Genomic DNA, 22,833 nt, shown 5'->3' with positions numbered 1-22,833 from the left:
CGATGGCCAGTGCCTCGCATCGGGAGATGACAGTTAAGGACGGGCTGCTTGGCCTATCGCCCGCCTTTTCCGGCGAGCACGCCTGGTGCCGAGACAAGATGATGATCAGCAAGGAGCTTGCCGGCGGCGTGCCACTGCCTGCTTTTTTCCGGGACGGAGGCTTTCAGCGCGCGATTGATCGCTATGCGGAAATATCCGGCGGCAGCGACCGGCGCGCCGTGGTTTCCATGTGGTCGCTCTATTATTTTTCCGGGCTTTCGATCCCCTACTTGCTCGCCCGGCGCCTGGGCGGCCAGGCCCTTCCGGTCGGATTCGAAGAGATGACGATCGCATTGGAGGATAACGGCCTGCCGCGCGCCTTCGGCGTTCCCCATGCCGGCACGATCGAAAGCGGGGTCGAGACCGAAGGTTTCACGGCCGTGGGCCCCCTGCTTGAAACCCACCTTGGCGAGGCCGTCATGCGGCTGAAGGCCTGCGGCATCTCGGCGAAGCTTTGCTGGAACAACGCTGCCGTCTATATCGATTATGCATTGCGCCTGACCGGAGGAGAGCCATCAGACGGCCCCGACCTTCCGCTCTTTGTGCGCGGCCACCTGCCGGATGGCGGCGTAAACCCGTTTTGCGGCTGCGTCAGCTATCTGGATGAAGAGGGTGAGCAGGTCGCACGGCGCAAGGTCTGCTGCCTTCGATACATGCTTCCTGGAATTCCAAGCTGCGGCAAACTCTGCGCATTGCCAAGCCAGAGGAACCCGCAATGACCGCGTTTCTCACGACACGGCGAAATCTGCTCGCTGTGGCTTCCGTCGTTCTTTGTGCTCCGCATGTTGCAAAAGCGCAATCCGCGTGGCCGCTCACCATCACGGATGCGATCGGCCGCAAGGTGACGATCAGGAAAAAGCCGGAAGCCGTCATCCTTGGGACGGGATTCAATCTTGTCGCCCTGTCGCTGATCCTTCCCGATCCCGTCAGCATGCTCGCCGGGTGGGCAAATGACATGAAGGGGGACAATCCCTTTATCTATGAGGCCTTTCGAAAGAAATTTCCGGCAATCGAGAACGTGCCTTTCGTCGGCAACGGCCAGGCGGACGGGCTGTCCTTCGAGGCGGCGCTCTCGCTCAATGCCGACCTTGCGATCATGGCGATGTGGCAGGCCGACAGCGAACTCGGCCAGCGTGCGATACAGTATCTCGACTCCGTCGGTGTGCCGGTCGTTGTTGTCGATTTCAATCGCGACCCGCTGAAGACCACGCCGCGCGACATGCGCCTTCTCGGCCGGATTTTCGAGCGCAATGAGCAAGCCGAAGATTTCGCCAGGTTCTTCGAGACGCGGCTTGAGCGCATCAAAGCCAAGGCGCCGAGGGACACCGGCCCTCTCGTACTGATGGATGCCTTTCCAAGCGATGTCCGCGGAAGCTGGGCAATCGGCCGCACCGGGCTCGGAGAACTGATAACGCTTTCAGGCGGCCGCAACGCCGCCGACAAGAACCTTCCACCCCAGGGCGGACAGGTGACTGCGGAATATATCCTCGCAGCCGAGCCTGATATCTACATTGCTACCGGATCACCCGGCGGCACCTATACGGCCTTTTCCATCGGTCCCGGCGTCGATCCATCAGAAGCCCAGCGCTCGCTCGGCGAAACGGTAAAGATGCCGGCACTTGCGCCGCTGAAGGCCGTTCGCGAAGGCAAAGTGCACGGTATGTGGAATTTCTTCAATGCCGTGCCGCTGAACATTCTGGCAGCCGAAGCGGTGGCAACCTGGGTCAGGCCCGAACTTTTCGACGACGTCGATCCGGCAAAAAGTCTTGCCGAGATCAACGAGCGTTTTGCCGCGGTGCCTTTCGAAGGCGCCTATTGGACGAGCCTCAAGAGCTAATGGCGACTTGAGGCGCTCGCCTTGAACAGGCTTCCGGTTGGCGTCTGCAGGAACACATCGAGCGGGATGTGCTCCTGATGCAGGAAGCCAGTTGCCGGCAGCAGGCCGTCGCGGACCATTTCGATGACGGCGACGACGGATGCCGAGGTCGTCCAGGCGATCGCCGTGCGGCGCGCGCCGGCAATCTCGATCGGATAATAAGCGCGCACGAACTCCTTGCGGCGCAGGCTTCCTGCTTGCGTGCCTTCGGCCGCGACATGGACATAGACCACGTCGTCGTCGACGGGTGGCTTGGCATTGGTCAGGATTTCGCCGGCGAGTTTTCGCTGCTCCCGCATCAGCAGCTCATGGAAGAAGAAATTCATCAGGTCCATATGGCCCGGATAGCGCATCGTCTTGTAGTCGAGATTGTCGACCTTGCCGTGCAGCGTATCGCACATCGTGCCGAGCCCGCCCGACGTGGTGAAGGCTTCAAGCTTGACGCCCTCGACATAGATCGTCTCATGCCATTCCATCGGCGAGACGAACTTGCGCACACCGCCTTCGATGACTTCGCAATCGTTCAGATATTCGTTGACGACGCCTTCCGGCGACCAGTTGAAGGCATAGCCCAACAAGCCCGTCGGGTTCTGCGGCAAAGCACCGACACGCATGCGGATCGAGCGGCAGCGGTCGAACCCATCGGCAAGGCTTGTACCAACGATGCCGACAAAGCCCGGCGCCAGGCCGCATTGGGGCGCCATCAGGCCACGCGACGTCTTCGAGAGTTCGATGATCAAATTGGTGGTCGGAACGTCTTCCGTCAGGTCGAAATAATGGATGCCTGCCACGTGGGCGGCCCGCGCAAGCTCGATATTGAGATGGTATGGCAGGCAGGAGAGCACTGCTTCCACACCCGATAGCAGCTCCGTCACGAAGGCCGCGTTGGAAACATCGCCGACGCGGCACGCGAACGGCACTTCGGCCTGCGGCAATTGCGCATCCGCGCCCGCAACTTCGAAGCCGCCCTCATGCAAAAGCGTTGCCGCAAGCCGTCCGACCTTACCAAGTCCGAGAACGGCGATCCTCTTAAAACTCATCTTTACCCTCCCAGCGCCGTCGAAGCCGCGGCGCTCACTTCTTGAGGCTGTATAGAAAAGAACGCATAAAAGAAAACGGCCGGAATTGCTTCCGGCCGCAAATTTCAGGTGGACGGTCGCCGATCATTCGTTGATCAGGCGCTTCAGAAGTTCGATCTCGTGCGAAAGCTTGGTGTCTCCCGAAATCAGCTCCTCGATCTTGCGCACCGCATGCAGCACTGTCGTATGGTCGCGCCCACCGAAGCGGCGGCCGATTTCCGGGAAGGAGCGCGGCGTCAGCGTTTTCGACAGATACATGGCGATCTGACGCGGCTTGACGATGACGCGCGTGCGGCGGTTCGAAACCAGCTCCTGGCGGGACACATTGTAGTGGCGTGCGACGATGCGCTGGATATCTTCGATACGCACGCGGCGCGGCTCGCCGGAGCCGACCAGATGGGCCAGCAGTTCGTCGACCCGCTCGATCGACAGGTTCGGCTCGAAGGAGCGCCGGAAGATCAGCTGATTGAAGGCGCCTTCGAGTTCGCGGCCGCTTGCCGTTACGCTGCGGGCAACATGCGAGAGCAGTTCGGCCGGGATTTCCACAGATGGATCTTCCAGACGGGCCGCAGCCAGGCGGCGCTTCAAGATCTCGAGGCGCATCTCGTAGTCCGGCGCATCAAGCTCGATCGCCACACCGCCCTGCAGACGGGACCGTACCCGCGGATCGAGCGATTCCAACTCCCAAGGCGCGCGATCGGCCGCAACCACCACCTGCTTGGCGCTGTCGAGCAGCATGTTCAGCAGATGGCAGAACTCGTGCTGGATCATCTTGCCCTGCAGGAACTGCATGTCATCGATGATCAGAAGGTCGATATTGCGGAGCGAGTCCTTCAGCGTCAGCGCATCGTTGTCCCGGATCGCCGTTGCAAAACGCCACATGAAGTATTCGGCCGTCAGATAAACGACACGCAGCGCCCGCGGATTTTGAACCGCTGCGTTGGCGATCGCCTGCAGAAGGTGGGACTTGCCGAGACCGACATTCGAATGAATGAAGAGCGGGTTGAAGCGCACTGCGCCCTGCCCTGCTTCGGCAATTGTTTTTGCCGCAGCAAGCGCAACGCGGTTCGAGCTGCCTTCAACGAAGGTGTCGAAGGTGAAGCGCGAGTCGAGCGGCGAACCGAACAGCGGCTGGCCGACCGTCGCGGGACGGGCGGCAGCGGCGGCCGAAACGGCCTGTTGAACCGCCTGACCAGCTGGCTGAGCAGCAAGAGGGCGACGCATTGGCGTAACCGGTGATGCCGGCTCTTGGGAAGCTGCCTCATCCACCGGCTTCATGCCGGGACGCGTTGCCGTACGGACGAGAATTTCCACCTTCAGGATTTCAGCATCTTCCTGCCGGAAAAGGCTGGTGATGAGATCAAGATAACGGTTGTTGATCCACGACTTGAGAAATGTGGTGGGAACCGAAAGACGCACGACGCTCTTTGAAACCGAATGCAGCTTCAGACGTGCGAACCAGCTTGCATAAACATCCGGGCCGACCTGGGCCTTCAGACGCGCACCAACACGCTCGAAAAGTATGCCATGCTTCATGTCTCCTTTTTCCCCCGCCGCATCCGGGCAAATAGAGCCAAACGCCTGCGGTGCCTTATCCCCATTATCAAGAGCACCCGTCGTCAATGAATTCATTTGCATCATGCCGCCTTCCAAATTCATTTCACCGGGCGACATCAGTCAAACAGCCGCCCGATCAATTTTCCCCGTTGTGGCATGCCGGCGGCCCTTTCATGGACCATCATGCATGCCGGTTCACACAAACACTGTCCCGCAAAGCGAGACCGGCGCAGACAACCGTGGCGGATACCGCCTTCATGCGGCCTCCGTCATGTTCGCCGCGCCAAGCCGGCCACCGGACCTCGTTTTCCGACCAGCCTGCCCGAACGCAAATTTTACTGTCCCCATCCCCTTCAGCTCCCTTGAACATGGAGCCGCCGAGCGCACAAAGCATCTTCGTTCCGTGACCAGCCACGGTCCCGGCGCAAATAGCTCAAGTGCTTGAAAAAAACGGAGAGATAACTACTCCGTGACAAATGACACAAACTCATCGCCCTGCCGGTGTGGCAGTTTAGACTGAGCCTTTGCAGGTGATATCCGCGCCCTTTGCTGGAAGTCATTTAGGCAGGATCGGTTGCCGAGATCAATGATGAATTTTACGCAAAATTAAGAAGCGACCATTGACTCCGGGGCCCGTTTTTGGGCGTCACGCTAATGTCAAAAAAGAATCGCAGGAGAATCAAGGAGATTCCCGAAGTGGGTATTTTGGACACGCATTGAAAGAAAAAAAATAAAAATCCGCTTGACTCACAACTAAGCCTGCCGGAACGCAGAAGAGTCGCCCAAGCTGGAAACGTCCTTGCGCAACTATTTGTTTTTAAACAATTTTTCATGTCACCCCAGTGACACGAAGCAGTCGCCAAATTAGCCAATCCGGAGATGATCGTCGGAATCGAAAAAGCCCGGCTTGATTACCGGGCTAATCATAACGATCAATTTGTTAACGAAAGATTATGCGGTCGCAGGCGCCGACAGAGCCTTCACACGGGCAGCGAGGCGCGAGATCTTGCGGGATGCCGTGTTGGCGTGGACGACGCCCTTGCTTGCGGCGCGCGCGAGTTCCGGCTGCGCTGCGAGGAAGGCTTCCTTTGCCTTGGCAGCATCACCAGCTGCAAGTGCCTCTTCGACCTGGCGAACGAAAGTGCGAACGCGCGAGCGACGAGCCTTGTTGACGTCGGTACGGCGGGCGATCTTGCGGGTCGCTTTTTTCGCCGAAGTTGTATTGGCCATGGATGCCTCTCTCAAGAATTCGAACAAACTCCGCCATCACCGCGGGCCCTGCGGCCACAATCTTCAGCAATGCGGGAGCATAAACGGAAAACCTGATCGGCTTCCCGAACCGTGGGCGGGCATATAACTCTAAAGCCGGCCCGCGTCAACGCGCATTTTCAAGGAAACGCCGCCTTTCTCCGTGGAATGAAGATCAGCGGTGTTTAAAGGCCGGTTTGCGTTTCTCGATGAAGGCCGCCATGCCTTCCTTCTGATCTTCCGTTGCGAAAAGGCTGTGGAACAGACGGCGCTCGAAACGCAAGCCCTCCTCCAGCGTGGTTTCCAGCGCGCGATTGACCGCCTCCTTGGCCATCAGCACCGAAGGCTGCGACAGCGACGCAATCTTGTCGGCCGCCGCCAGCGCTTCGTCGAGCAGCCGCTCGGGCGCGACCACACGCGAAACGAGCCCAGCACGCTCGGCTTCGGCCGCATCCATCATTCGGCCGGTCAGCACCATATCCATAGCCTTCGACTTGCCTACCATACGCGTCAAGCGCTGCGAGCCGCCCATGCCGGGGATGACGCCGAGCGTGATTTCAGGCTGACCGAATTTTGCAGTGTCCGACGCTATGATAAAGTCGCACATCATGGCCAATTCGCAGCCGCCCCCGAGTGCGAAGCCGCTGACGGCAGCGATCACCGGCTTGCGGGCCTTGGCAATCTCGTCCCAGCCGCTGATGAATTCGGCCTTATACATATCGGCAAACTGCAGCGGCTGCATTTCCTTGATATCGGCGCCGGCTGCGAAAGCGCGTTCGGATCCGGTCAGAACGATTGCACCGATCGCCTCGTTGTCGTGGAAATCTGCAAAGGCCTGCTTCAATTCCTTCAGCACCGTGGAATTCAGCGCGTTCAGTGCCTGCGGCCGGTTCAGCGTAATCAGGCCGACATTGCCGCGGGTTTCGACGATCACCGTTTCATAGGCCATGCTTGTCTCCAATGAAAGAACGCAAGGGGCAAAACACCACCATTTGGCGGCTTTTCCTTGGGTTCCGTTGTGGTTTGACCGGCGTTTTCGCCGATCGAGCAAATCTCTTTCTTAACGACAGGCATCTGCCGTTCGGTTCTTGAACCATTCTCCAAGGCGTGACCTTGCCTGTGGCTTCGCTCACAGAGTGGCGTTCGGCTCCCGGTTTCCCATTCTCCCTAAAGAGCGCAGCAGAGACCTGCCGGGCTCGCTAAACAATCATCAGGACAACCGGGATGTCGTCGACGCGCCTTCCATAGTGCTTTGCGGGTCGCCTCGACAACCGCATGCGAGTTCTCGCGGTAGCGTTCGAGAGACCCGCCGAGCGACTGGCGATCGTTCTTCACCCGACCGGAGCGCAGCGTCTTACTGCTACTGTCCTGGACCACAAGGTGGCTGTAGGATTTGTGGTAGTCGACCCCGATATGGTATTCATAAGAGGCAGCCATGCTTCCAACTCCCTTATTGAGATCTTCGAAACCCCAATAGGATAAGCCGAAAGGCTGGAAGCGTGACTGTCCCTCGATCATCGACTGCATCTCAGTAATCCGTTCTCTCAGCGGGCGCGGCCTCTTTCATGCCGCCTCCCTATTTCTGGCAGTCCGGGCAATAGAAGGTGGAACGTCCTGCCTGTACGATGCGCGAGACCGTACCGCCGCAGCCCGGTGTGCGGCAAGGCAGACTTTCGCGGTCATAGACCGAGAAGGAATGCTGGAAATAGCCGAGCGAGCCATCGGTCTGGATATGGTCGCGAAGTGACGAGCCACCGGCCTTGATCGCATCGGCGATGACGCTGCGGATAGACGCGACGAGAAGACTAAGCTGCTCCTTCGGCTTTCCGGTTTTGGTGACCAGGGTTTTCGCAGCGCGTACCGGCATCAGGTGCGCGCGCCAGAGCGCCTCGCACACATATATATTGCCGAGACCAGCAACGTTTTTCTGGTCGAGAAGGGCGCCCTTCAGGGGCTGTGCCTTTCCCGCAAAGCGGTCTGCCAGATAGGCGGCACTCAGTTCGTTGCCGGTCGGCTCCGGCCCGAGGCCGAAAAGGAAAGCATTGTTCTGAAGCTCTGAGCGATCGGCGATATCCATGAATCCGAAGCGGCGTGGATCATTATATATGACGCGGCGCTCACCACCTTGGCCTTCCAGATGGAAGATCGCATGGTCATGCTTCTCGTCCTTCGACCGCTTGTAGCGAAAATCGCCTGGCGTTTGGCTGACTGGCCCCTGCTCGATGCGGAAGGAGCCGGACATGCCGAGATGGGAAATGATGGTCTTGCCGCTGTCGAGGTCGATCAGCAGGTATTTGGCGCGGCGGCCAAGCCCGATAATGGTGCGGCCCGAAACCTCGTCTTCGAAATTTTCCGGAAAGGGAAAGCGCAGATCGCCGCGGCGAAGCTCCAGCCGCTCGATGCGCGCGCCCTCCATGGCGGGCGAAAGACCACGCTTCACCGTTTCGACTTCTGGCAATTCCGGCATCTTAACCCATCTGTATTTAAACGTGTTTCAACTGCGGACGATGTGGGTTATAGCGCCAGTAGGCCGCGGGTATTACCCGCCTGCACAGATAGCGTCTCAAGCGGCCTTTCGCTATGGTCGCCGTACCGATTTCGAGTAACGGAGTAGTCCGATGTCACAAAGCCGTACTTCCGCCAATGGCGGCATGGAAACATCCTACGGCTTCCGCGAGGTGCCGAGTGGCGAGAAGCAGGGTCTCGTCAACGACGTCTTCCACAAGGTCGCCAGACGCTACGATATCATGAACGATGTGATGTCGATGGGCATGCACCGCGCCTGGAAGGATGCGATGGTCGCGGCGCTTAATCCGCGCAAGGAACCGGGCTACAAGGTGCTGGATGTTGCGGGGGGCACGGGCGATATTGCCTTCCGTATCGTCGAAGCATCCAACCGCATGGCGCATGCGACCGTGCTCGACATCAACGGCTCCATGCTCGGCGTCGGCGCCGAGCGGGCGGACAAGAAGAGACTCTCCGACAATCTCACCTTCATCGAGGCCAATGCCGAGGACCTGCCCTTTGAGGCCGGCACCTTCGATGCCTATACGATCGCCTTCGGCATCCGCAATGTGCCGCACATCGACGTGGCGCTCTCGCAAGCTTATCGCGTGCTCAAGCGCGGCGGCCGGCTGCTCGTGCTGGAATTTTCGGAAGTGGACATGCCGCTTCTGGACAAGGTTTACGAGGCCTGGTCCTTCAATGCCATTCCCAGGTTCGGCAAGGCGATAACCGGCGACGGCGAGCCCTATCAGTATCTTGTCGAATCCATCCGCAAGTTCCCGAACCAGGAGAATTTCGCGGAAATGATCCGTAAGGCCGGCTTTTCGCGCGTGACCTACACCAGCTACACCGGCGGCATCGCGGCCCTGCACTCGGGCTGGAAGCTTTGATCTAAATGAGTGCTTTCGGAGCATATTTTCGGCTCGTGCGGGTCGGCTGGATTTTGGTGCGCGAGGGCGTTGTTTCGGCGCTGCCTTCGGAAGGCTTGCCGCCTGCCGTGAGCCTTGCCAAATCCTTTGTCGGCCTGCTTGCGCGCAGCCGCGCAAAAGCCAAGAAACGCAGCGATCGGCTGGCCCAGGCAGTCGAGCGGCTCGGACCTTCCTATGTGAAGATCGGTCAGTTTCTAGCGACCAGGCCGGACGTCGTCGGCGTCGAATTCGCCGACGACCTTTCGCAGCTTCAGGACCGGATGGCCTTCTTCCCGATTGCGGCGGCAAAGGCGAGTATCGAAGGCTCACTCGGTCGCCCGATGGAAGAGCTTTATGCGACTTTCGACGATCCGATTGCCGCAGCCTCTATCGCGCAGGTGCATCCTGCAGAGGTGAATACCCCAAATGGTCGCAGGAAGGTCGCCGTCAAGGTGGTGCGCCCCGGCGTACGGCAGCGTTTCGCCCATGACATCGAGGCAATGTATCTCGTCGCCGGTATGCAGGAGCGCTTCATGCCCTCGAGCCGGCGGCTGAGGCCGGTCGAAGTAACGAAAACGCTCGAGCAGTCGACCAAAGTCGAAATGGACCTCCGGCTTGAGGCGGCTGCACTTTCGGAGATCGCCGAAAACACGGGACAGGATCCAGGCTTTCGCGTTCCGAAGGTGGATTGGGAACGCACCGGCCGCGACGTCATCACCATGGAGTGGATCGACGGCGTCAAGATGTCCGATGTCGAGGGGTTGCGCGCTGCCGGGCACAATCTCAACACGCTTGCCGATGTCCTCATCCAATCGTTCCTGCGCCACACGCTGCGCGACGGCTTCTTCCATGCCGACATGCATCCCGGCAATCTCTTCGTCGATTCAGGCGGCATGATCGTCGCCGTCGACATGGGAATCGTCGGCCGGCTCGGAAAGAAGGAACGGCGCTTCCTCGCCGAGATCCTTTATGGTTTCATTACGCGCGACTATGTGCGTGTTGCCGAGGTCCATTTCGAAGCAGGCTATGTGCCGGGCCATCACAATGTTGAAAGCTTCGCGCAGGCAATCCGGGCGATCGGCGAGCCGATCCACGGCCAGCCTGCTGAAACGATCTCGATGGGCAAGCTGTTGACGCTGCTCTTCGAGGTGACTGAACTTTTCGACATGCAGACCCGGCCCGAACTGGTCATGCTGCAAAAGACCATGGTGGTCGTCGAAGGCGTATCGCGCATGCTGAACCCGCGTTTCAACATGTGGAAGGCATCGGAGCCCGTCGTCGGCGACTGGATCCGCAACAATCTCGGTCCGAAGCGGGTCGTCACCGATCTCAAAGATGGACTGAAGGCTGCCGTGAAGCTTGCGGAAGCCGTTCCGGAAATCGCTGCCCAGACCGAGAAATTCCATCATCAGCTGCTGCATATGAGCGAGCATGGACTGCGCTTTGACGCCGAAACGGCAGACGCGATCGGCAAATCCGAGGCCCGCTACAGCCGGTCCGGCCGCCTGGCGCTCTGGATTATCGCGTTGACGCTTCTCTATATAGCCTGGATGTTGAGCTGAGGCTCAGACCCAAACAATTACATGCTGTGTTCGGCATTTGGGATATCTCATAATGCGCAGTGCTCGCTTAGTCTCGCATCCAAGGAGACCTGCAGATGAAGCATGAACGCCCCGGCATCGAACTTTCCGGCCAACCATTCGGCTTTGCCGAGATGGTGAGGATAGGCTCCGGCAGGGTGGCGCTTTCTGCTTCGGCGACAGGCATGGCACGCGTGGAGATCGCACGTTCCGTCGTCGAAGAAGCGATCCAGGCTGGCATTCCCGTTTACGGCTCCACCACCGGCGTCGGCGCGATGAAGGATGTCGAATGGTCGGCGGAGGAACTCGACACCTTCAACCTCGGCCTCGTGCGGGCCCATCACTTCGGCACCGGCACACCATTTTCCAGTGCTGTCGTGCGAAATGCCATGGCCATCCGCGTCAATACCGCGCTGACGGGCCAGGTCGGGTGTACGCCGGAACTCATAGAAACCTACCTGCGGCTGCTGAGGGCCGACCTCATCCCGCTCGTGCGGCGCACGGGCTCGATCGGTTGCGCCGATATCGGCCTCATGGGACAGATCGGTGCGGTTCTGACCGGCGTCGGCGAGGCCGTCTATCGCGGCAAGCGCATGCAAGCGGCCGATGCCTTCAGGGCAGCGGGGCTGGAACCGGTCACCATGGCGCCCCGCGACAGCCTCGCTTCGCTCAGCATCAATGCTGTGAGCTTTGCAGCCGCCGCCGAGGCAACGCGCAATGCGGCGGCTTCGATCCGCGTTCTGCTCGCAACCGGCATGATGGCGGCCGGCGCGCTTGGCGCTTCCCGCGACCCCTGGCGGGCGGTGCGCCATGTCGGCACCCCGCGGGAAGCGCTGATCGGCTCGTGGCTATGCAATGCCTCGGACGCCTGGGAATGGCCGGTCGCGACCCACGTGCAGGATCCGCTCAGTCTTCGCATGATCGCGCAGGTCTTCGGCGCCGTGATCGAGAACCTGCTATCGACCGGTCACAAGATCCTTGCTGCCACCGGCCGCTCTGACGACAACCCGGTTGTAGTCGAGGGCCGGGTGATGACGTCGGGCGGTTCGCTGCCCCTCGACGTGACGATCCTGCTGGAATCGGCGGCACTGTGCATGGCGCATGCGGCGCGCAACGCCTTCAACCGCTGTGTCCTGCTCGGCAACGGACAGCGGCGCGACCTACCGGTGAACCTCGTGCCGCCAGGCCGAATCGCAACTGGTTTCGGCCCGATCATCAAGCTTGCCGGCGAGATCTTTTCACGCGTGCTTTCCATGTCCAACCCGGTATCCGCCCAGTCGCTGGTGGTTGCGGCGGGGCTTGAGGACGAAGCGGCTTTCCTGCCGCTGGTCATAGAGCGCTTCGAGCGGCAAATGCAGGCGCTGAAGCGTCTTGCTGCCCTCGAGGCTCTGCTGGCAGCACAGGCGGCCGACATTCTCGGCGACCGGCCCGAGGGCGTTGCGGGCATGATCTACGACGTCGTGCGCAAGCACGCCGATTTCTACACCGTAGACCGGCCGCTTTCGGCCGAGGTTGAAGCGATTGAGGAAGAACTCGGATCCGACGAATTCGCTTCGAAGCTGATCGAGCAGGTGCCGATCGCCGCATTCGACGACTTCTTCGCGCTCGGCTCGCTCGAGCGCATCGAACGGAGACTGACGCAGGACGCCCTCGTCATCTGACTTTTGAACCGGATACGGAGGAACAGCATGGCTGATTTCGACCTCGTTCTGCAGGGTACCGTCGTGCTGCCGGAGCGCATCCTCCAAGAGGGTTATGTTGCAGCCCGCAATGGCAAGATCGCCGAGGTCGGCATCGGCGTGCCGCCTGCGGCCAGGGAGCGGCATCTGCTCGGCAAGGCGCTGGTCCTGCCGGGTGCGATCGATGCGCAAGTGCATTCGCTCTCCCAGAAGGATCAGGAGGACTTCATCTGGTCGACGCGTTCGGCGGCGGCTGGCGGCGTAACGACGATCGTCGACATGCCCTATGACGAAGGCAATCTCGTCTGCTCGGCCGACGCGGTGAAGAAGAAGATCGATCACGCGAGCCCTCAGGCGCGCGTCGATTTCGCGCTCTACGGCACGGTCAATCCGCAAGAAGGTGCGGCCCGAATCCGCGAAATGGCGGATGCCGGCGTCGCCGCCTTCAAATTCTCGACCTTCGGGACCGATCCCAAGCGTTTCCCGCGCATCCCGCCCGCCCTTCTCGACGAATGCTTTGCGGCGATCACGCCGACCGGGCTGACGGCCGGTGTGCACAACGAAGACGACGAGGCAGTGCGCACCTACATGGAGAAGGTCAAGGCAAGCGGCGTGACGGACTGGCGTGCGCACGGTCTCTCGCGTCCGCCGATCACAGAGCTGCTCGCCATGCACACGATCTTCGAGACCGGGGCCCATACGGGCTGCCCGGCGCATGTTGTTCATTGCTCGCTCGGCCGCGGCTACGACATCGCGCGCGCCTATCGCCGCGACGGGTTCGAGGCGACGGTCGAATGCTGCATTCACTACCTGACGCTTGACGAGGAAAACGATGTGCGGCGCCTCGGCGGCAAAGCAAAGATCAATCCGCCCATCCGGCCGCGGGCCGAGGTGGAAACGCTGTGGCGGAAAGTGGCGGAAGGCAACGTCTGGCTGGTTTCGACCGATCATGTAAGCTGGTCGGAAAACCGCAAGACCAATCCGGATATGCTGGCAAATGCCTCCGGGGTGCCCGGGCTCGAGGTCATGGTGCCGTTGTTCGTCAAGGGAGCGCTCGAACGAGGCATCCCGCTCACATGGGCTGCGAAGCTGATGGCGGAAAATCCGGCGAAACATTTCCGCCTCGACCACATCAAGGGCGCGCTGACGCCCGGCAAGGATGCCGACATCGTCGTGCTAGAACCGCGCGAAACCGTCTATGATGCTGCCGCGAACGGCAACAATGTCGTCGGCTGGAGCCCCTATAACGGCATCCGTCTGCCATGGACGATTTCGGCGGCATATCTGCGCGGCAGCCAGATAACCGATGGCATGAAGGTGCTTGCAGAGCCCGGCACGGGAAAATTCGTCCGCCCTTGGCCGCGTCAGATCATTTCCGGAGGAGCTGCATGAACCGCAACCTGCCCGTCAACGCCGATCGCATCGCCGAGGATATCGCTGCGCTGGCGAAGATCACCGAACCCGATCATCCATGGACACGCCGGGCTTTCTCGCCGCTCTTTCTTGAAGGCCGCGCCTATATCGAAGCACGTATGAAGGCGGCCGGGCTGGAAACGCGGATCGATGCCGCCGGCAATCTGATCGGACGCAGTGCAGGGACGAACCCAGGTCTTGGCACGATTATGGTCGGCTCGCATTCCGATACGGTGCCGGACGGCGGACGCTTTGATGGTATCGCCGGTGTGATCTCGGCGCTGGAAGTCGCGCGCGCGCTCAAGGACCAGGCGATCACACTGGAGCATGACCTGGAAATCGTCGATTTCCTCGCAGAAGAGGTGAGCATCTTCGGCGTTTCATGCGTCGGCAGCCGCGGCATGACTGGGCAACTTCCCGAAGCCTGGCTTTCGCGTAAGAGCGGCGACCGCGATCTGGCAAAAGGCATCTCCGGTGTCGGCGGCGATCCGGCGACGCTTCTCGCGCAGCGGCGTCCGGACCTCAAAGGCTTCCTCGAGCTGCATATCGAGCAAGGGCCGGTGCTTGAGAACGAGAAGAAGGATATCGGCATCGTGACGGCGATTGCGGGCATCACCCGGATTGAAGTCAGCGTCGAGGGCCGGGCGGACCATGCCGGTACGACGCCGATGGATGCCCGCGCGGATGCGCTGGTGGCGGCCTCGCAACTGGTGCTCGATATCCGCAATGCGGCAGCGGAGCTTGCGAAGACGCCGGGTCATTTCGCTGCGACCGTCGGCGAATTCCGGATCGAGCCGAATGCGGCCAACGTCGTGCCTTCCAAGGTGGTTCTGCTCATCGACGGACGCGCGGAAATTCGCAGCGACATGGAAGCCTTCTGCGAGTGGCTTGATGCGCATGTCATCACGCTTGCGATCGCCCACGGCGTCATGATCAATGCACCCAGTCGCGTATCCGACAACTATCCGACGCCCGGTGATCCCAGCGTGCTGAGGACGCTGGAAAATGCCTGTGAAACCGTCGGTGCCGAACATCGACGCATGGCGTCCGGTGCAGGGCACGATACCGCATGGATCGCCAAGGTCGCGCCGGCCGCGATGATCTTCGTGCCATGCAGGGAAGGACGCAGCCACTCGGCCGACGAATGGGCAGAAAATGACGACATCGCACTCGGCGCTGCCGTGCTTTTCGAGGCTGTGCGCGAGATGGACAGGACGCTGGTAGGGGAGGCTGAGGATGGGGCGCATACTCGTTGAGAAAGACGTCGAGGCGGCGGTCAAGGGCGGCTCGGTCTATGCAGCGGGCGGCGGCGGCTGGGCCGATCACGGCAGGATGCTCGGGTATGCTGCGGTCAGCATCGGCAAGCCGGAGCTCGTTTCCGTCGATGAATTGAAGGACGACGACTGGATCGCGACAGCAGCGGCAATCGGCGCGCCGGCTTCCACGACACCCTGGGAAATGCAAGGCATCGACTATGTGAAGGCCGTGCAGCTATTGCAGAACGAGCTTGGCGAACGGCTTTCCGGGCTTATCATCGGGCAGAACGGTAAATCCTCGACGTTGAACGGCTGGCTGCCCTCGGCAATTCTCGGCACCAAGGTTGTCGATGCTGTCGGTGATATCCGAGCACATCCGACCGGCGACATGGGCTCGATCGGCATGGCGGGCTCACGGGAGCAGATGATCCAGACGGCGGTCGGCGGAAACCGCGCGGACAACCGCTACATCGAGCTTGTGGTGAAGGGTGCGACCGCGAAGATTTCGCCGATCCTCCGCGCTGCCTCCGACCAGTCGGGCGGCTTCATTGCCAGCTGCCGCAATCCGGTGCGGGCATCCTACGTGCGCAAGCATGCAGCACTCGGCGGCATCTCGATGGCGCTTGCCCTCGGCGAAGCCATCATTGCGGCGGAAAAGAAGGGCGGACCGGCCGTCATCGATGCGATCTGCAAGACAACCGGCGGCAGCATCCTCGCAGAAGGCGTAATTGCCAAGAAGGACGTCGTCTACACCAAAGAAGCCTTCGATATCGGCAAGATCGGAGTCGGCTCCGGCGCCAGAGCCGTGACGATGCATGTGATGAACGAGTACATGGCTGTCGACGACGCCGATGGGGCGCGCATGGCAACGTTTCCCTCGGTCATCACGACGCTTTCGCCGCACGGTGAGCCGCTCAGCGTCGGCCAGCTCAAGGAGGGTATGCATGTCTTCATCCTGCATGTGCCGATGGAGATCATACCGCTTTCCGCAGGCGTGCTCGATCCGACCGTTTATCCGCCCGTGGAAAAAGCGATGGGTATCGAGATTGCGCGCTACGCCCTGGCGGCAAGGGCCTGACGCCATGGCGCGAGATGCTGGCCTTGAGGAACTGCTGAGGGAAGAGCTCGGCGGCCTGCCCGGCCTCAGCGAAAAGGCGATGTTCGGCGGCTTGGCCTTTCTGCTGAACGGCAACCTTCTTTGCGGTGCGCGAGAAGATGGCATGCTCGTCCGGCTCGGCAAAAGCAATGACGGCTGGGCGCTGGAACTGCCAGGCGTCGTCCAGATGATCTCGGGCGGACGGGCGATGCAGGGCTGGGTTCGCGCGGACGCCCGTGTCTATGGCGAGAATGCGCTGCGCAAGCGTCTGCTCGATGCCGCACTCGGCTATGTGCAAACGCTGCAGGTGAAATACCAAGACAGGACTTGAGGAAGGACATCCCATGCCGAAGCCCAATCCACGTCATCCGAAATTCCCGATTCCTGGCGGGCCGGAATTGCGGGCCAAGGGGTGGCGGCAAGAGGCGCTGCTGCGCCTCCTCGAAAACGTGCTTGCCGTCGGCGAAGACCCGGACAACCTCGTGGTTTATGCTGCGCTCGGCAAGGCGGCGCGCAACTGGGCGGCGCACAAGGGCATCGTCAAGGCGCTGACCGAGATGGAAGAGGACCAGACGCTGCTGATCCAGTCCGGCAAGCCGATCGGCCTGGTAAAGACACACGCCAAGGCGCCGCTCGTCATCATGGCGAACTGCAATATCGTCGGACAGTGGGCGAAGGCCGAGGTCTTCTACGAATTGCAGCGCAAGGGGCTGATCTGCTGGGGCGGGCTCACGGCAGGCGCCTGGCAGTATATCGGCAGCCAGGGCGTCATCCAGGGAACGTACGAAATCTTCATGCGCATTGCCGAGCGGCGTTTCGGCGGCGACCTCTTCGGCCGCTTCGTGCTCACCGCCGGTCTCGGCGGCATGGGAGGGGCTCAACCGCTGGCTGGCCGCATGGCGGGAGCTGCAATCCTCTGCATCGATATCGATCAGGAGCGAGCAAAGAAGCGCCAGCAAATCGGCTATCTGCAGGAGATTGCACCTGATCTCGATGCCGCGCTGCAAATGATCGACACGGCCGTGAAGGAAAGGCGCGCACTCTCCGTCGGCCTCGTCGGCAATGCGGCCGAGGTTTACCCAGAGATCGTCCGGCGCGGCATCGTGCCCGATATCGTGACGGATCAGACCTCGGCACACGATCTCGTCTACGGCTATGTTCCGAAGGGCATGAGCCTTGCCCAGGTCAAGGCACTTCGCGACGACGGCCAGGGCCAGTTGATGGCGGCAAGCCGCGCCTCGATCGTCCAGCATGTGACGGCGATGCTGGAGTTCCAGAAGAAGGGCTCCGAAGTCTTCGACAACGGCAACCTGATCCGCACACAAGCGAAAGAAGGCGGCGTTGCCAATGCCTTCGACATTCCGATCTTCACCGAAGCCTATTTGCGCCCGCTCTTCGCCCGCGCTATCGGTCCCTTCCGCTGGATGGCGCTGTCTGGAGAAGCAAGCGACATTGCAAGGATCGACGATCTGCTGCTCGAAATGTTTCCGGATAACAAGATCATCACCAACTGGATCCGGCTTGCCCGCGAGCATGTGCCTTTCGAGGGCCTGCCGGCGCGCATTGCCTGGCTGGGCCACGGCGAGCGCACGGCGCTTGCCCGTCGCGTCAACGAATTGGTCGCAAGCGGAGAGCTGAACGGTCCTGTCGCCTTCTCCCGCGACCATCTCGATGCCGGCGCCATGGCGCATCCAAACATCATGACCGAGCGCATGAAGGATGGCTCCGATGCGATTGCCGACTGGCCGCTGATCGATGCGATGATGCTCTGCTCCTCGATGGCTGACCTCGTCGTCGTCCATTCCGGCGGAGGCGGCTATGCCGGCTACATGACGAGCTGCGGCGTGACTGTCGTTGCCGACGGCACCGAGGCCGGCGACGAGCGGCTCGATCATGCGCTTACCAACGACACGGCGCTCGGCGTCATGCGGTATGCGGATGCCGGATACGAGGAGGCGCTGGACGAAGTGCAAAACAAGGATGTGCCGTATATTCGATTGAGTTAGCACTTAAGACCGAGCGCCTTTGCCTGGGGATCCCTCAGATGGGATTGGAGACCTCGATGAGATTGCCGTCCGGATCGCGGAAATAGATGGAGCAGATAGTGCCGTTGGCGCCGGCGCGTTCGACGGGCCCTTCCTCGATTGCAACATCTGCGTCTTCCAGATGCGCGATGACCTCGGCGAGTGCTGTTTCGGCGATAAAGCAGAGATCGGCCGAACCAGGTACCGGTTGGTTGGCTTTGGGATCGAATTCGCGCCCGGCCTGGTGAAGGTTGATCTTCTGATTGCCGAATTTCAGCGCCTTGCGGCCTTGGGCGAATGTTTCCACCGACATGCCGAGGACTTGGCGGTAGAACTCGCACGTCGCCTCGATATCGGCGACGGTCAGGACAAGGTGATCGAGATGGCTGATGCGGATCAAAATTTTCTCCTCGAAAGGCTGCGTGCGGCGCAGGCCGCCGCAAAGGCGAGGGCCAGCAGGGCGAGCGTGAAGAAGACGACCGCCGTCCAGCCTTCGATTGCGAAGAACCAGCCGCCTGCCGAGCCCACGACGCTCGAACCGACGTAATAGCCAAGCATATAGAGCGACGAGGCGTGTCCCTTCGTGTCTCTGGCAAGCTTCCCGACGAGGCCGCTTGCGATCGAATGGCTCATGAAGAAGCCGCTGGTGAGCACGACAACGCCGAAAATGATGACCGGCAGGAAGGCGCAAAGCGTCAGGGCGCTGCCAACGGCGGTAATTGCAATTCCCGTCAGCAGGACAGCGAAGTGGCCGAAGCGATCACCCAGTATGCCACCGACCGAAGAGGCGCCGATGCCGAAGAGATAGACGGTGAAGATCAAGCCGAGTTCGGTCTGCGTCAGCTCATAGGGTGCTGCGACAAGCCGGAAACCGGCATAGTTGTAGATGGTGACGAAGGAGCCCATCGCCAGAAAGGCAATGGCGAAAATGAACGGCAGCGCCGGATTGCGCATATGCGCGAGCCAGGCTTTCAGATGAAACTTCGGATCGAAGCCCGGGCGGCGGATAAAATTGCGCGAGGCGGGCAGCAGCGCAATGAAGCCGGCTGCCGCAGCCAAGCCGATCGCGCCGATCAGAAACATCGCCGGCCGCCAGGTCAGGTATTCCGCGAAGATTCCGGTCAGCACCCGGCCGGACATGCCGCCGAAGGCAGTGCCGCCGACATAAAGTCCCATTGTAGCGCCAAGGCCGCGCGGGTCGATTTCTTCGGCGAGATACGCCATCGCAACGGCCGGGACGCCGCCAAGGACAAAGCCCTGGAGGGCACGGATGACAAGCAGCAGGTGCCAGTCCGGCGCAAAGGCCGCTGCAATCGTCAGTACCGCCGCACCAACGAGCGAGATCGACATCAGGCTACGGCGTCCAAGACCTTCCGAGATGGCGGCTGCGCATATAATGGCAATGGCGAGGAAGCCGGTCGACAGCGAAAGCGAAAGCGAGCTTTCCGCGGGGCTGACGGAGAATTCGTCCGCAAAGATCGGCAACAGCGGCTGGACACAATAAAGCAGCGAGAAGGTGGAAAAGCCTGAAAGGAAGAGTGCAAGACTGGCACGTCGGTAAGAAGCCGTGCCACGCTGCAGGTATTCTTTCGCCGGGGATGCCGCCGGTGTTTCGATCGGGGAAATATCGCTCATTCTGGCTGCAGTCTTGTGCATGGCTCAAGCCTTTTCTCCATTGATCTAGTCAGAAGGGCATAAGCTGTCCAATATATGGAACTGATGTTTTCGATAGGTTTTGGAGATACCGCATGGAGCTTCGGCATATCCGCTATTTTCTGGCGGTCGCGGAGGAAGGCAATTTTACGCGGGCCGCGGTGAAACTCGGCATCGGCCAACCCCCGCTCAGCCAGCAGATCCGCGATCTCGAAGCGGAAATCGGCGCGGCCTTGTTTCATCGGGTGCCGCATGGCGCGGAATTGACGGCGGCGGGCGAGGCGTTTCTCGGCGAAGCCAAGGCGTCACTTGCTTCTGCCGAGAAGGCGAAACTTGCCGCCCAGCGAGCCGATCGCGGCGAGACGGGCAAGCTGGCGCTCGGCTTTACGGCCTCCTCCGCGTTCAATCCGGTTGTCAGCGCCACGATCAGGCGGTTTCGCGCGCAGTGGCCGGACGTGCGGCTGTCTCTGACGGAGATGAATACGTTGGCACTGATGGAAAAACTCAATCGCGGCGAGTTGGATGCGACCTTCATGCGCCCGAGCCTCGACGATCCGCCGGGCGTGCGCCTGAAACGTCTCGATGACGAACCGATGGTGGTCGCCCTGCCCGCAAACCATCCGCTTTCGAAGCACGAACGCCTGTCCCTGGCACTGCTGTCAAATGAGCCGTTCATTCTCTTTCCGCGGCTGGTTGGCCTCAGCCTCTTCGACGATGTCGTGCTCGCCTGCAGGAAGGCGGGTTTCGAACTGACGGTGACACAGGAAGCACCGCAGATTTCCTCTGTCGTCAATCTGGTTGCGGCAGAGCTCGGCGTGTCGATCGTTCCGGCATCGATCGCACAGATCAGGCTTGATGGCGTCGCCTACCGGCCGATCGACGGGCCGCCTGCGGTCGCGCGGCTGGCGCTAGCGGTCTTGAAGTCGCAGCGCTCGCCGGTGACGGAAAATCTGATGAGCCTGCTTTGACTTAGCCTGCAGGATCCCAATAAGGCGGATCGCCGAAGGCTTTTTTCAGGTGATCGGCTATGGCGCGGAGTTTGGCGGAAGGGTTGCGGCCTTGCGGATGGGCCATGTAGACGGACTCCGCTTCTGGCCTGTAACCGACATCAATCTCGACGAGTCTGCCTTCGCGGATTGCCGGACCTGCAATGAAGCTCGGCAGCAGCGCGATCCCGAGACCTGCAATTGCCGCATCGCGAAGCATGTCGCCATTGTTGATACCCATCGCCAGCTTCGCACGCACGACGATTGCACCCGTCGGGGTCTGGAAGCGCCAGTCCGCGATGCCGCGATTGGTGTAGAAGAGGCCTCGATGATCATCGAGATCGGATAATGTCGCCGGCGTCCCGTGGCGGTCGAGATAGGCTGGCGAAGCCGTCAGCAGACGGCGGCTGCGCGAGAGCTTCCAGGCCACTAGGCGGGAATCGGCGATCGGCCCATGGCGGATGATGGCGTCATAGCCTTCCGACGAAGCGTCCACACGGCGGTCATCGATGTCGAGCGTCAGCGCGATTTCGGGATGCCGTGCCAAAAACGGATAGAGGGCCGGACCAAGATGCATGCGACCGAAGGTGACAGGTGCTGCAATACGCAAGGGACCGGCGAGCGTACCGCGGCGCTCGGCCATATCGGCTGCGGCCTCTTCTATCTCATGCACGATCCGAAGCGCACGCTCCATAAAGGCCGTGCCGTCCTGCGTCAGCGTAAGCTTGCGTGTCGTGCGGTGAAGCAGCATGCCGCCGAGTGTCTTTTCCAGATCCGCCAGTCTTTCGCTGACAACGGATTTCGACATGCGCAGGCGTCTGGCAGCCTCGCTCACGGAACCTGATTCCACCACTGCGACGAAAGCCGCTATCCCTTCGATCTTGATCATCGTTCGGCATTTCCGAATTCGAGTTCCATCATATGGAGACTAATCCGAACGCATGGAAGATGCCATCTTCAACGCATCGAACAGGGCCGGAGACGCTGTCCCCTGCCAACCAGGAGATGGAACAATGAATCGCTTGAACAACAAAGTCGCAGTCGTCACCGGCGCAAGCTCCGGCATCGGCCGCTCGACGGCAAAGCTTTTCGCCGCGGAAGGCGCCAAGGTCGTCGTCGGCGCCCGCCGCCAGGCAGAACTCGACAGCCTCGCCGCGGAAATCAAGGAGGCCGGCGGCGAAGCCGTTGCTGTCGCTGGCGACGTGCGCTCGGAAGACTATCAGAAGGCACTCGTCGCTGCCGCAATCGAAAATTACGGCAAGTTTGACATTGCCTTCAACAACGCCGGCATGCTCGGCGAAGCTGGTCCGAGCACGGGCGTTTCCGAGGCAGGCTTCAGCGAAGCTCTGGCGGTCAACCTCACCGCCTCATTCCTCGCCGCCAAACACCAGATCGCGGAAATGGCGAAAAACGGCGGCGGTTCGGTGATCTTCACGTCCACATTCGTCGGCTACAGCTTCGCTTTCCCGGGCGTCGCCGCCTATGCCGCCAGCAAGTCCGGCCTGGTCGGCCTGACGCAGGCGCTTGCCGCCGAATTCGGCCCGCAGAATGTCCGCGTCAATGCCATCTTGCCCGGTGCAGTCGATACCGACATGTATCGCGAGATGAACGATACGCCAGACAAGCAGGGCTTTGTGACCAACCTGCACGCACTGAAGCGCGTCGCAACGCCAAAAGAGATCGCCCGCTCCGTCCTCTATCTCGCCTCCGACGACTCGAGCTTCGTAACAGGCACGGCTTCGCTGCTCGACGGCGGCGCATCAATCACGCGCACGTAGCCAAAACGCGATCATCGTCGCCAACTTCGCCGACCGCTCCGTCGTCCGGCCGCTGCTCGCCATACAGCTGATCTTGATCGACGGCGCCATCGGCTGGGTGAATGTCTCGATCTTTTCAACAGCGCCTTTTCTGATCGCTAGTGATGGGCCTTATAG

20 protein-coding genes and 1 pseudogene are annotated in these 22,833 nt (G+C 60.9%); 12 read left to right on the top strand and 9 right to left on the bottom strand.

Annotated features, from left to right (window positions below; translation table 11 throughout):
• Positions 1-2: 2 nt before the first annotated feature.
• Positions 3-758, top strand: a complete 756-nt coding sequence (gene fhuF / locus RGR602_RS01905) for a siderophore-iron reductase FhuF (RefSeq protein ID WP_039843700.1) — start codon at positions 3-5, stop codon at positions 756-758.
• Positions 755-1,876 (top strand): ABC transporter substrate-binding protein, encoded by a 1,122-nt coding sequence (locus RGR602_RS01900; RefSeq protein ID WP_039843699.1) that lies wholly within the window; start codon positions 755-757, stop codon positions 1,874-1,876. Before fhuF ends, RGR602_RS01900 begins: the two co-directional genes overlap by 4 nt.
• Here RGR602_RS01900 and RGR602_RS01895 read toward each other — a convergent pair.
• The 6 genes and pseudogenes from RGR602_RS01895 to mutM form a co-directional block, all read right to left on the bottom strand.
• Entirely contained in the window at positions 1,873-2,955 is a 1,083-nt protein-coding gene (locus RGR602_RS01895; protein ID WP_039843698.1) for a saccharopine dehydrogenase family protein, read from the bottom strand. The genes RGR602_RS01900 and RGR602_RS01895 overlap by 4 nt on opposite strands.
• A gap of 123 nt (positions 2,956-3,078) precedes the next feature.
• A complete protein-coding gene (dnaA, locus tag RGR602_RS01890; RefSeq protein ID WP_039846589.1) occupies positions 3,079-4,632 on the bottom strand; it encodes a chromosomal replication initiator protein DnaA in 1,554 nt (517 codons plus the stop codon).
• A gap of 870 nt (positions 4,633-5,502) precedes the next feature.
• Positions 5,503-5,781 (bottom strand): 30S ribosomal protein S20, encoded by a 279-nt coding sequence (gene rpsT / locus RGR602_RS01885; protein WP_039843697.1) that lies wholly within the window; start codon positions 5,779-5,781, stop codon positions 5,503-5,505.
• A 193-nt stretch (positions 5,782-5,974) separates the two neighbouring features.
• Positions 5,975-6,748, bottom strand: a complete 774-nt coding sequence (locus tag RGR602_RS01880; RefSeq protein ID WP_039843696.1) for an enoyl-CoA hydratase — start codon at positions 6,746-6,748, stop codon at positions 5,975-5,977.
• 242 nt (positions 6,749-6,990) lie between these two features.
• Positions 6,991-7,236 (bottom strand): annotated as a pseudogene (locus RGR602_RS35255) (IS110 family transposase); the annotation flags it as partial.
• A gap of 139 nt (positions 7,237-7,375) precedes the next feature.
• The gene (mutM, locus tag RGR602_RS01870; RefSeq protein ID WP_039843694.1) at positions 7,376-8,266 is read right to left on the bottom strand and encodes a bifunctional DNA-formamidopyrimidine glycosylase/DNA-(apurinic or apyrimidinic site) lyase; all 891 of its coding nucleotides are present in this window, start codon (positions 8,264-8,266) and stop codon (positions 7,376-7,378) included.
• A 151-nt stretch (positions 8,267-8,417) separates the two neighbouring features.
• Between mutM and ubiE the strand changes: the two genes are divergently transcribed.
• The 8 genes from ubiE to RGR602_RS01830 all read left to right on the top strand — a co-directional run bounded on the left by ubiE (position 8,418) and on the right by RGR602_RS01830 (position 18,242).
• A complete protein-coding gene (gene ubiE, locus RGR602_RS01865; protein WP_039843693.1) occupies positions 8,418-9,194 on the top strand; it encodes a bifunctional demethylmenaquinone methyltransferase/2-methoxy-6-polyprenyl-1,4-benzoquinol methylase UbiE in 777 nt (258 codons plus the stop codon).
• Positions 9,195-9,199: 5 nt separating this feature from the next.
• Complete coding sequence (ubiB, locus tag RGR602_RS01860; protein ID WP_039843692.1) at positions 9,200-10,774, top strand: 2-polyprenylphenol 6-hydroxylase; 1,575 nt, start codon at positions 9,200-9,202, stop codon at positions 10,772-10,774.
• Positions 10,775-10,869: 95 nt separating this feature from the next.
• Complete coding sequence (locus RGR602_RS01855) at positions 10,870-12,453, top strand: aromatic amino acid lyase (protein WP_039843691.1); 1,584 nt, start codon at positions 10,870-10,872, stop codon at positions 12,451-12,453.
• Between the two features lie 27 nt (positions 12,454-12,480).
• Entirely contained in the window at positions 12,481-13,863 is a 1,383-nt protein-coding gene (locus tag RGR602_RS01850) for a dihydroorotase (protein ID WP_039843690.1), read from the top strand.
• The gene (locus tag RGR602_RS01845; protein WP_039843689.1) at positions 13,860-15,140 is read left to right on the top strand and encodes a Zn-dependent hydrolase; all 1,281 of its coding nucleotides are present in this window, start codon (positions 13,860-13,862) and stop codon (positions 15,138-15,140) included. The genes RGR602_RS01850 and RGR602_RS01845 overlap by 4 nt, the downstream gene beginning before the upstream one ends.
• Positions 15,121-16,218, top strand: a complete 1,098-nt coding sequence (locus tag RGR602_RS01840; protein WP_039843688.1) for a DUF917 domain-containing protein — start codon at positions 15,121-15,123, stop codon at positions 16,216-16,218. The genes RGR602_RS01845 and RGR602_RS01840 overlap by 20 nt, the downstream gene beginning before the upstream one ends.
• A 4-nt stretch (positions 16,219-16,222) precedes the next feature.
• Positions 16,223-16,567, top strand: a complete 345-nt coding sequence (locus RGR602_RS01835; RefSeq protein ID WP_039843687.1) for a TfoX/Sxy family protein — start codon at positions 16,223-16,225, stop codon at positions 16,565-16,567.
• A 13-nt stretch (positions 16,568-16,580) separates the two neighbouring features.
• Complete coding sequence (locus tag RGR602_RS01830) at positions 16,581-18,242, top strand: urocanate hydratase (protein ID WP_039843686.1); 1,662 nt, start codon at positions 16,581-16,583, stop codon at positions 18,240-18,242.
• A 34-nt stretch (positions 18,243-18,276) separates the two neighbouring features.
• Here the strand turns inward: RGR602_RS01830 and RGR602_RS01825 are convergent, their stop codons facing one another.
• A complete protein-coding gene (locus RGR602_RS01825; protein ID WP_039843685.1) occupies positions 18,277-18,660 on the bottom strand; it encodes a VOC family protein in 384 nt (127 codons plus the stop codon).
• A complete protein-coding gene (locus tag RGR602_RS01820) occupies positions 18,657-19,895 on the bottom strand; it encodes an MFS transporter (protein WP_052451472.1) in 1,239 nt (412 codons plus the stop codon). Before RGR602_RS01820 ends, RGR602_RS01825 begins: the two co-directional genes overlap by 4 nt.
• Before the next feature lie 113 nt (positions 19,896-20,008).
• Here RGR602_RS01820 and RGR602_RS01815 point away from each other — a divergent pair, with 113 nt between their 5' ends.
• A complete protein-coding gene (locus RGR602_RS01815; RefSeq protein WP_039843684.1) occupies positions 20,009-20,881 on the top strand; it encodes a LysR family transcriptional regulator in 873 nt (290 codons plus the stop codon).
• Between the two features lies 1 nt (position 20,882).
• Here the strand turns inward: RGR602_RS01815 and RGR602_RS01810 are convergent, their stop codons facing one another.
• Positions 20,883-21,788: a LysR family transcriptional regulator gene (locus RGR602_RS01810; RefSeq protein WP_039843683.1), complete on the bottom strand. Its 906-nt coding sequence runs from the start codon at positions 21,786-21,788 to the stop codon at positions 20,883-20,885.
• Between the two features lie 124 nt (positions 21,789-21,912).
• Between RGR602_RS01810 and RGR602_RS01805 the strand changes: the two genes are divergently transcribed.
• Complete coding sequence (locus RGR602_RS01805; protein WP_039843682.1) at positions 21,913-22,677, top strand: SDR family oxidoreductase; 765 nt, start codon at positions 21,913-21,915, stop codon at positions 22,675-22,677.
• The last annotated feature ends 156 nt before the right edge of the window (positions 22,678-22,833 follow it).

The sequence above is a fragment of the Rhizobium gallicum bv. gallicum R602sp genome (assembly GCF_000816845.1).
Taxonomy (GTDB): domain Bacteria; phylum Pseudomonadota; class Alphaproteobacteria; order Rhizobiales; family Rhizobiaceae; genus Rhizobium; species Rhizobium gallicum.
Note: the sequence above shows the minus strand (reverse complement) of the source record. Positions and strands in the feature narration are given on the sequence as shown.

Excerpts from the sequence above, each read along its gene's own strand:
- fhuF (WP_039843700.1), top strand. The coding sequence starts at position 3 with ATGGCCAGTGCCTCGCATCGGGAGATGACAGTTAAGGACGGGCTGCTT.
- RGR602_RS01900 (WP_039843699.1), top strand. The coding sequence starts at position 755 with ATGACCGCGTTTCTCACGACACGGCGAAATCTGCTCGCTGTGGCTTCC.
- RGR602_RS01895 (WP_039843698.1), bottom strand. The coding sequence starts at position 2,955 with ATGAGTTTTAAGAGGATCGCCGTTCTCGGACTTGGTAAGGTCGGACGG.
- dnaA (WP_039846589.1), bottom strand. The coding sequence starts at position 4,632 with ATGCAAATGAATTCATTGACGACGGGTGCTCTTGATAATGGGGATAAG.
- rpsT (WP_039843697.1), bottom strand. The coding sequence starts at position 5,781 with ATGGCCAATACAACTTCGGCGAAAAAAGCGACCCGCAAGATCGCCCGC.
- RGR602_RS01880 (WP_039843696.1), bottom strand. The coding sequence starts at position 6,748 with ATGGCCTATGAAACGGTGATCGTCGAAACCCGCGGCAATGTCGGCCTG.
- mutM (WP_039843694.1), bottom strand. The coding sequence starts at position 8,266 with ATGCCGGAATTGCCAGAAGTCGAAACGGTGAAGCGTGGTCTTTCGCCC.
- ubiE (WP_039843693.1), top strand. The coding sequence starts at position 8,418 with ATGTCACAAAGCCGTACTTCCGCCAATGGCGGCATGGAAACATCCTAC.
- ubiB (WP_039843692.1), top strand. The coding sequence starts at position 9,200 with ATGAGTGCTTTCGGAGCATATTTTCGGCTCGTGCGGGTCGGCTGGATT.
- RGR602_RS01855 (WP_039843691.1), top strand. The coding sequence starts at position 10,870 with ATGAAGCATGAACGCCCCGGCATCGAACTTTCCGGCCAACCATTCGGC.
- RGR602_RS01850 (WP_039843690.1), top strand. The coding sequence starts at position 12,481 with ATGGCTGATTTCGACCTCGTTCTGCAGGGTACCGTCGTGCTGCCGGAG.
- RGR602_RS01845 (WP_039843689.1), top strand. The coding sequence starts at position 13,860 with ATGAACCGCAACCTGCCCGTCAACGCCGATCGCATCGCCGAGGATATC.
- RGR602_RS01840 (WP_039843688.1), top strand. The coding sequence starts at position 15,121 with ATGGGGCGCATACTCGTTGAGAAAGACGTCGAGGCGGCGGTCAAGGGC.
- RGR602_RS01835 (WP_039843687.1), top strand. The coding sequence starts at position 16,223 with ATGGCGCGAGATGCTGGCCTTGAGGAACTGCTGAGGGAAGAGCTCGGC.
- RGR602_RS01830 (WP_039843686.1), top strand. The coding sequence starts at position 16,581 with ATGCCGAAGCCCAATCCACGTCATCCGAAATTCCCGATTCCTGGCGGG.
- RGR602_RS01820 (WP_052451472.1), bottom strand. The coding sequence starts at position 19,895 with ATGAGCGATATTTCCCCGATCGAAACACCGGCGGCATCCCCGGCGAAA.
- RGR602_RS01815 (WP_039843684.1), top strand. The coding sequence starts at position 20,009 with ATGGAGCTTCGGCATATCCGCTATTTTCTGGCGGTCGCGGAGGAAGGC.
- RGR602_RS01810 (WP_039843683.1), bottom strand. The coding sequence starts at position 21,788 with ATGATCAAGATCGAAGGGATAGCGGCTTTCGTCGCAGTGGTGGAATCA.
- RGR602_RS01805 (WP_039843682.1), top strand. The coding sequence starts at position 21,913 with ATGAATCGCTTGAACAACAAAGTCGCAGTCGTCACCGGCGCAAGCTCC.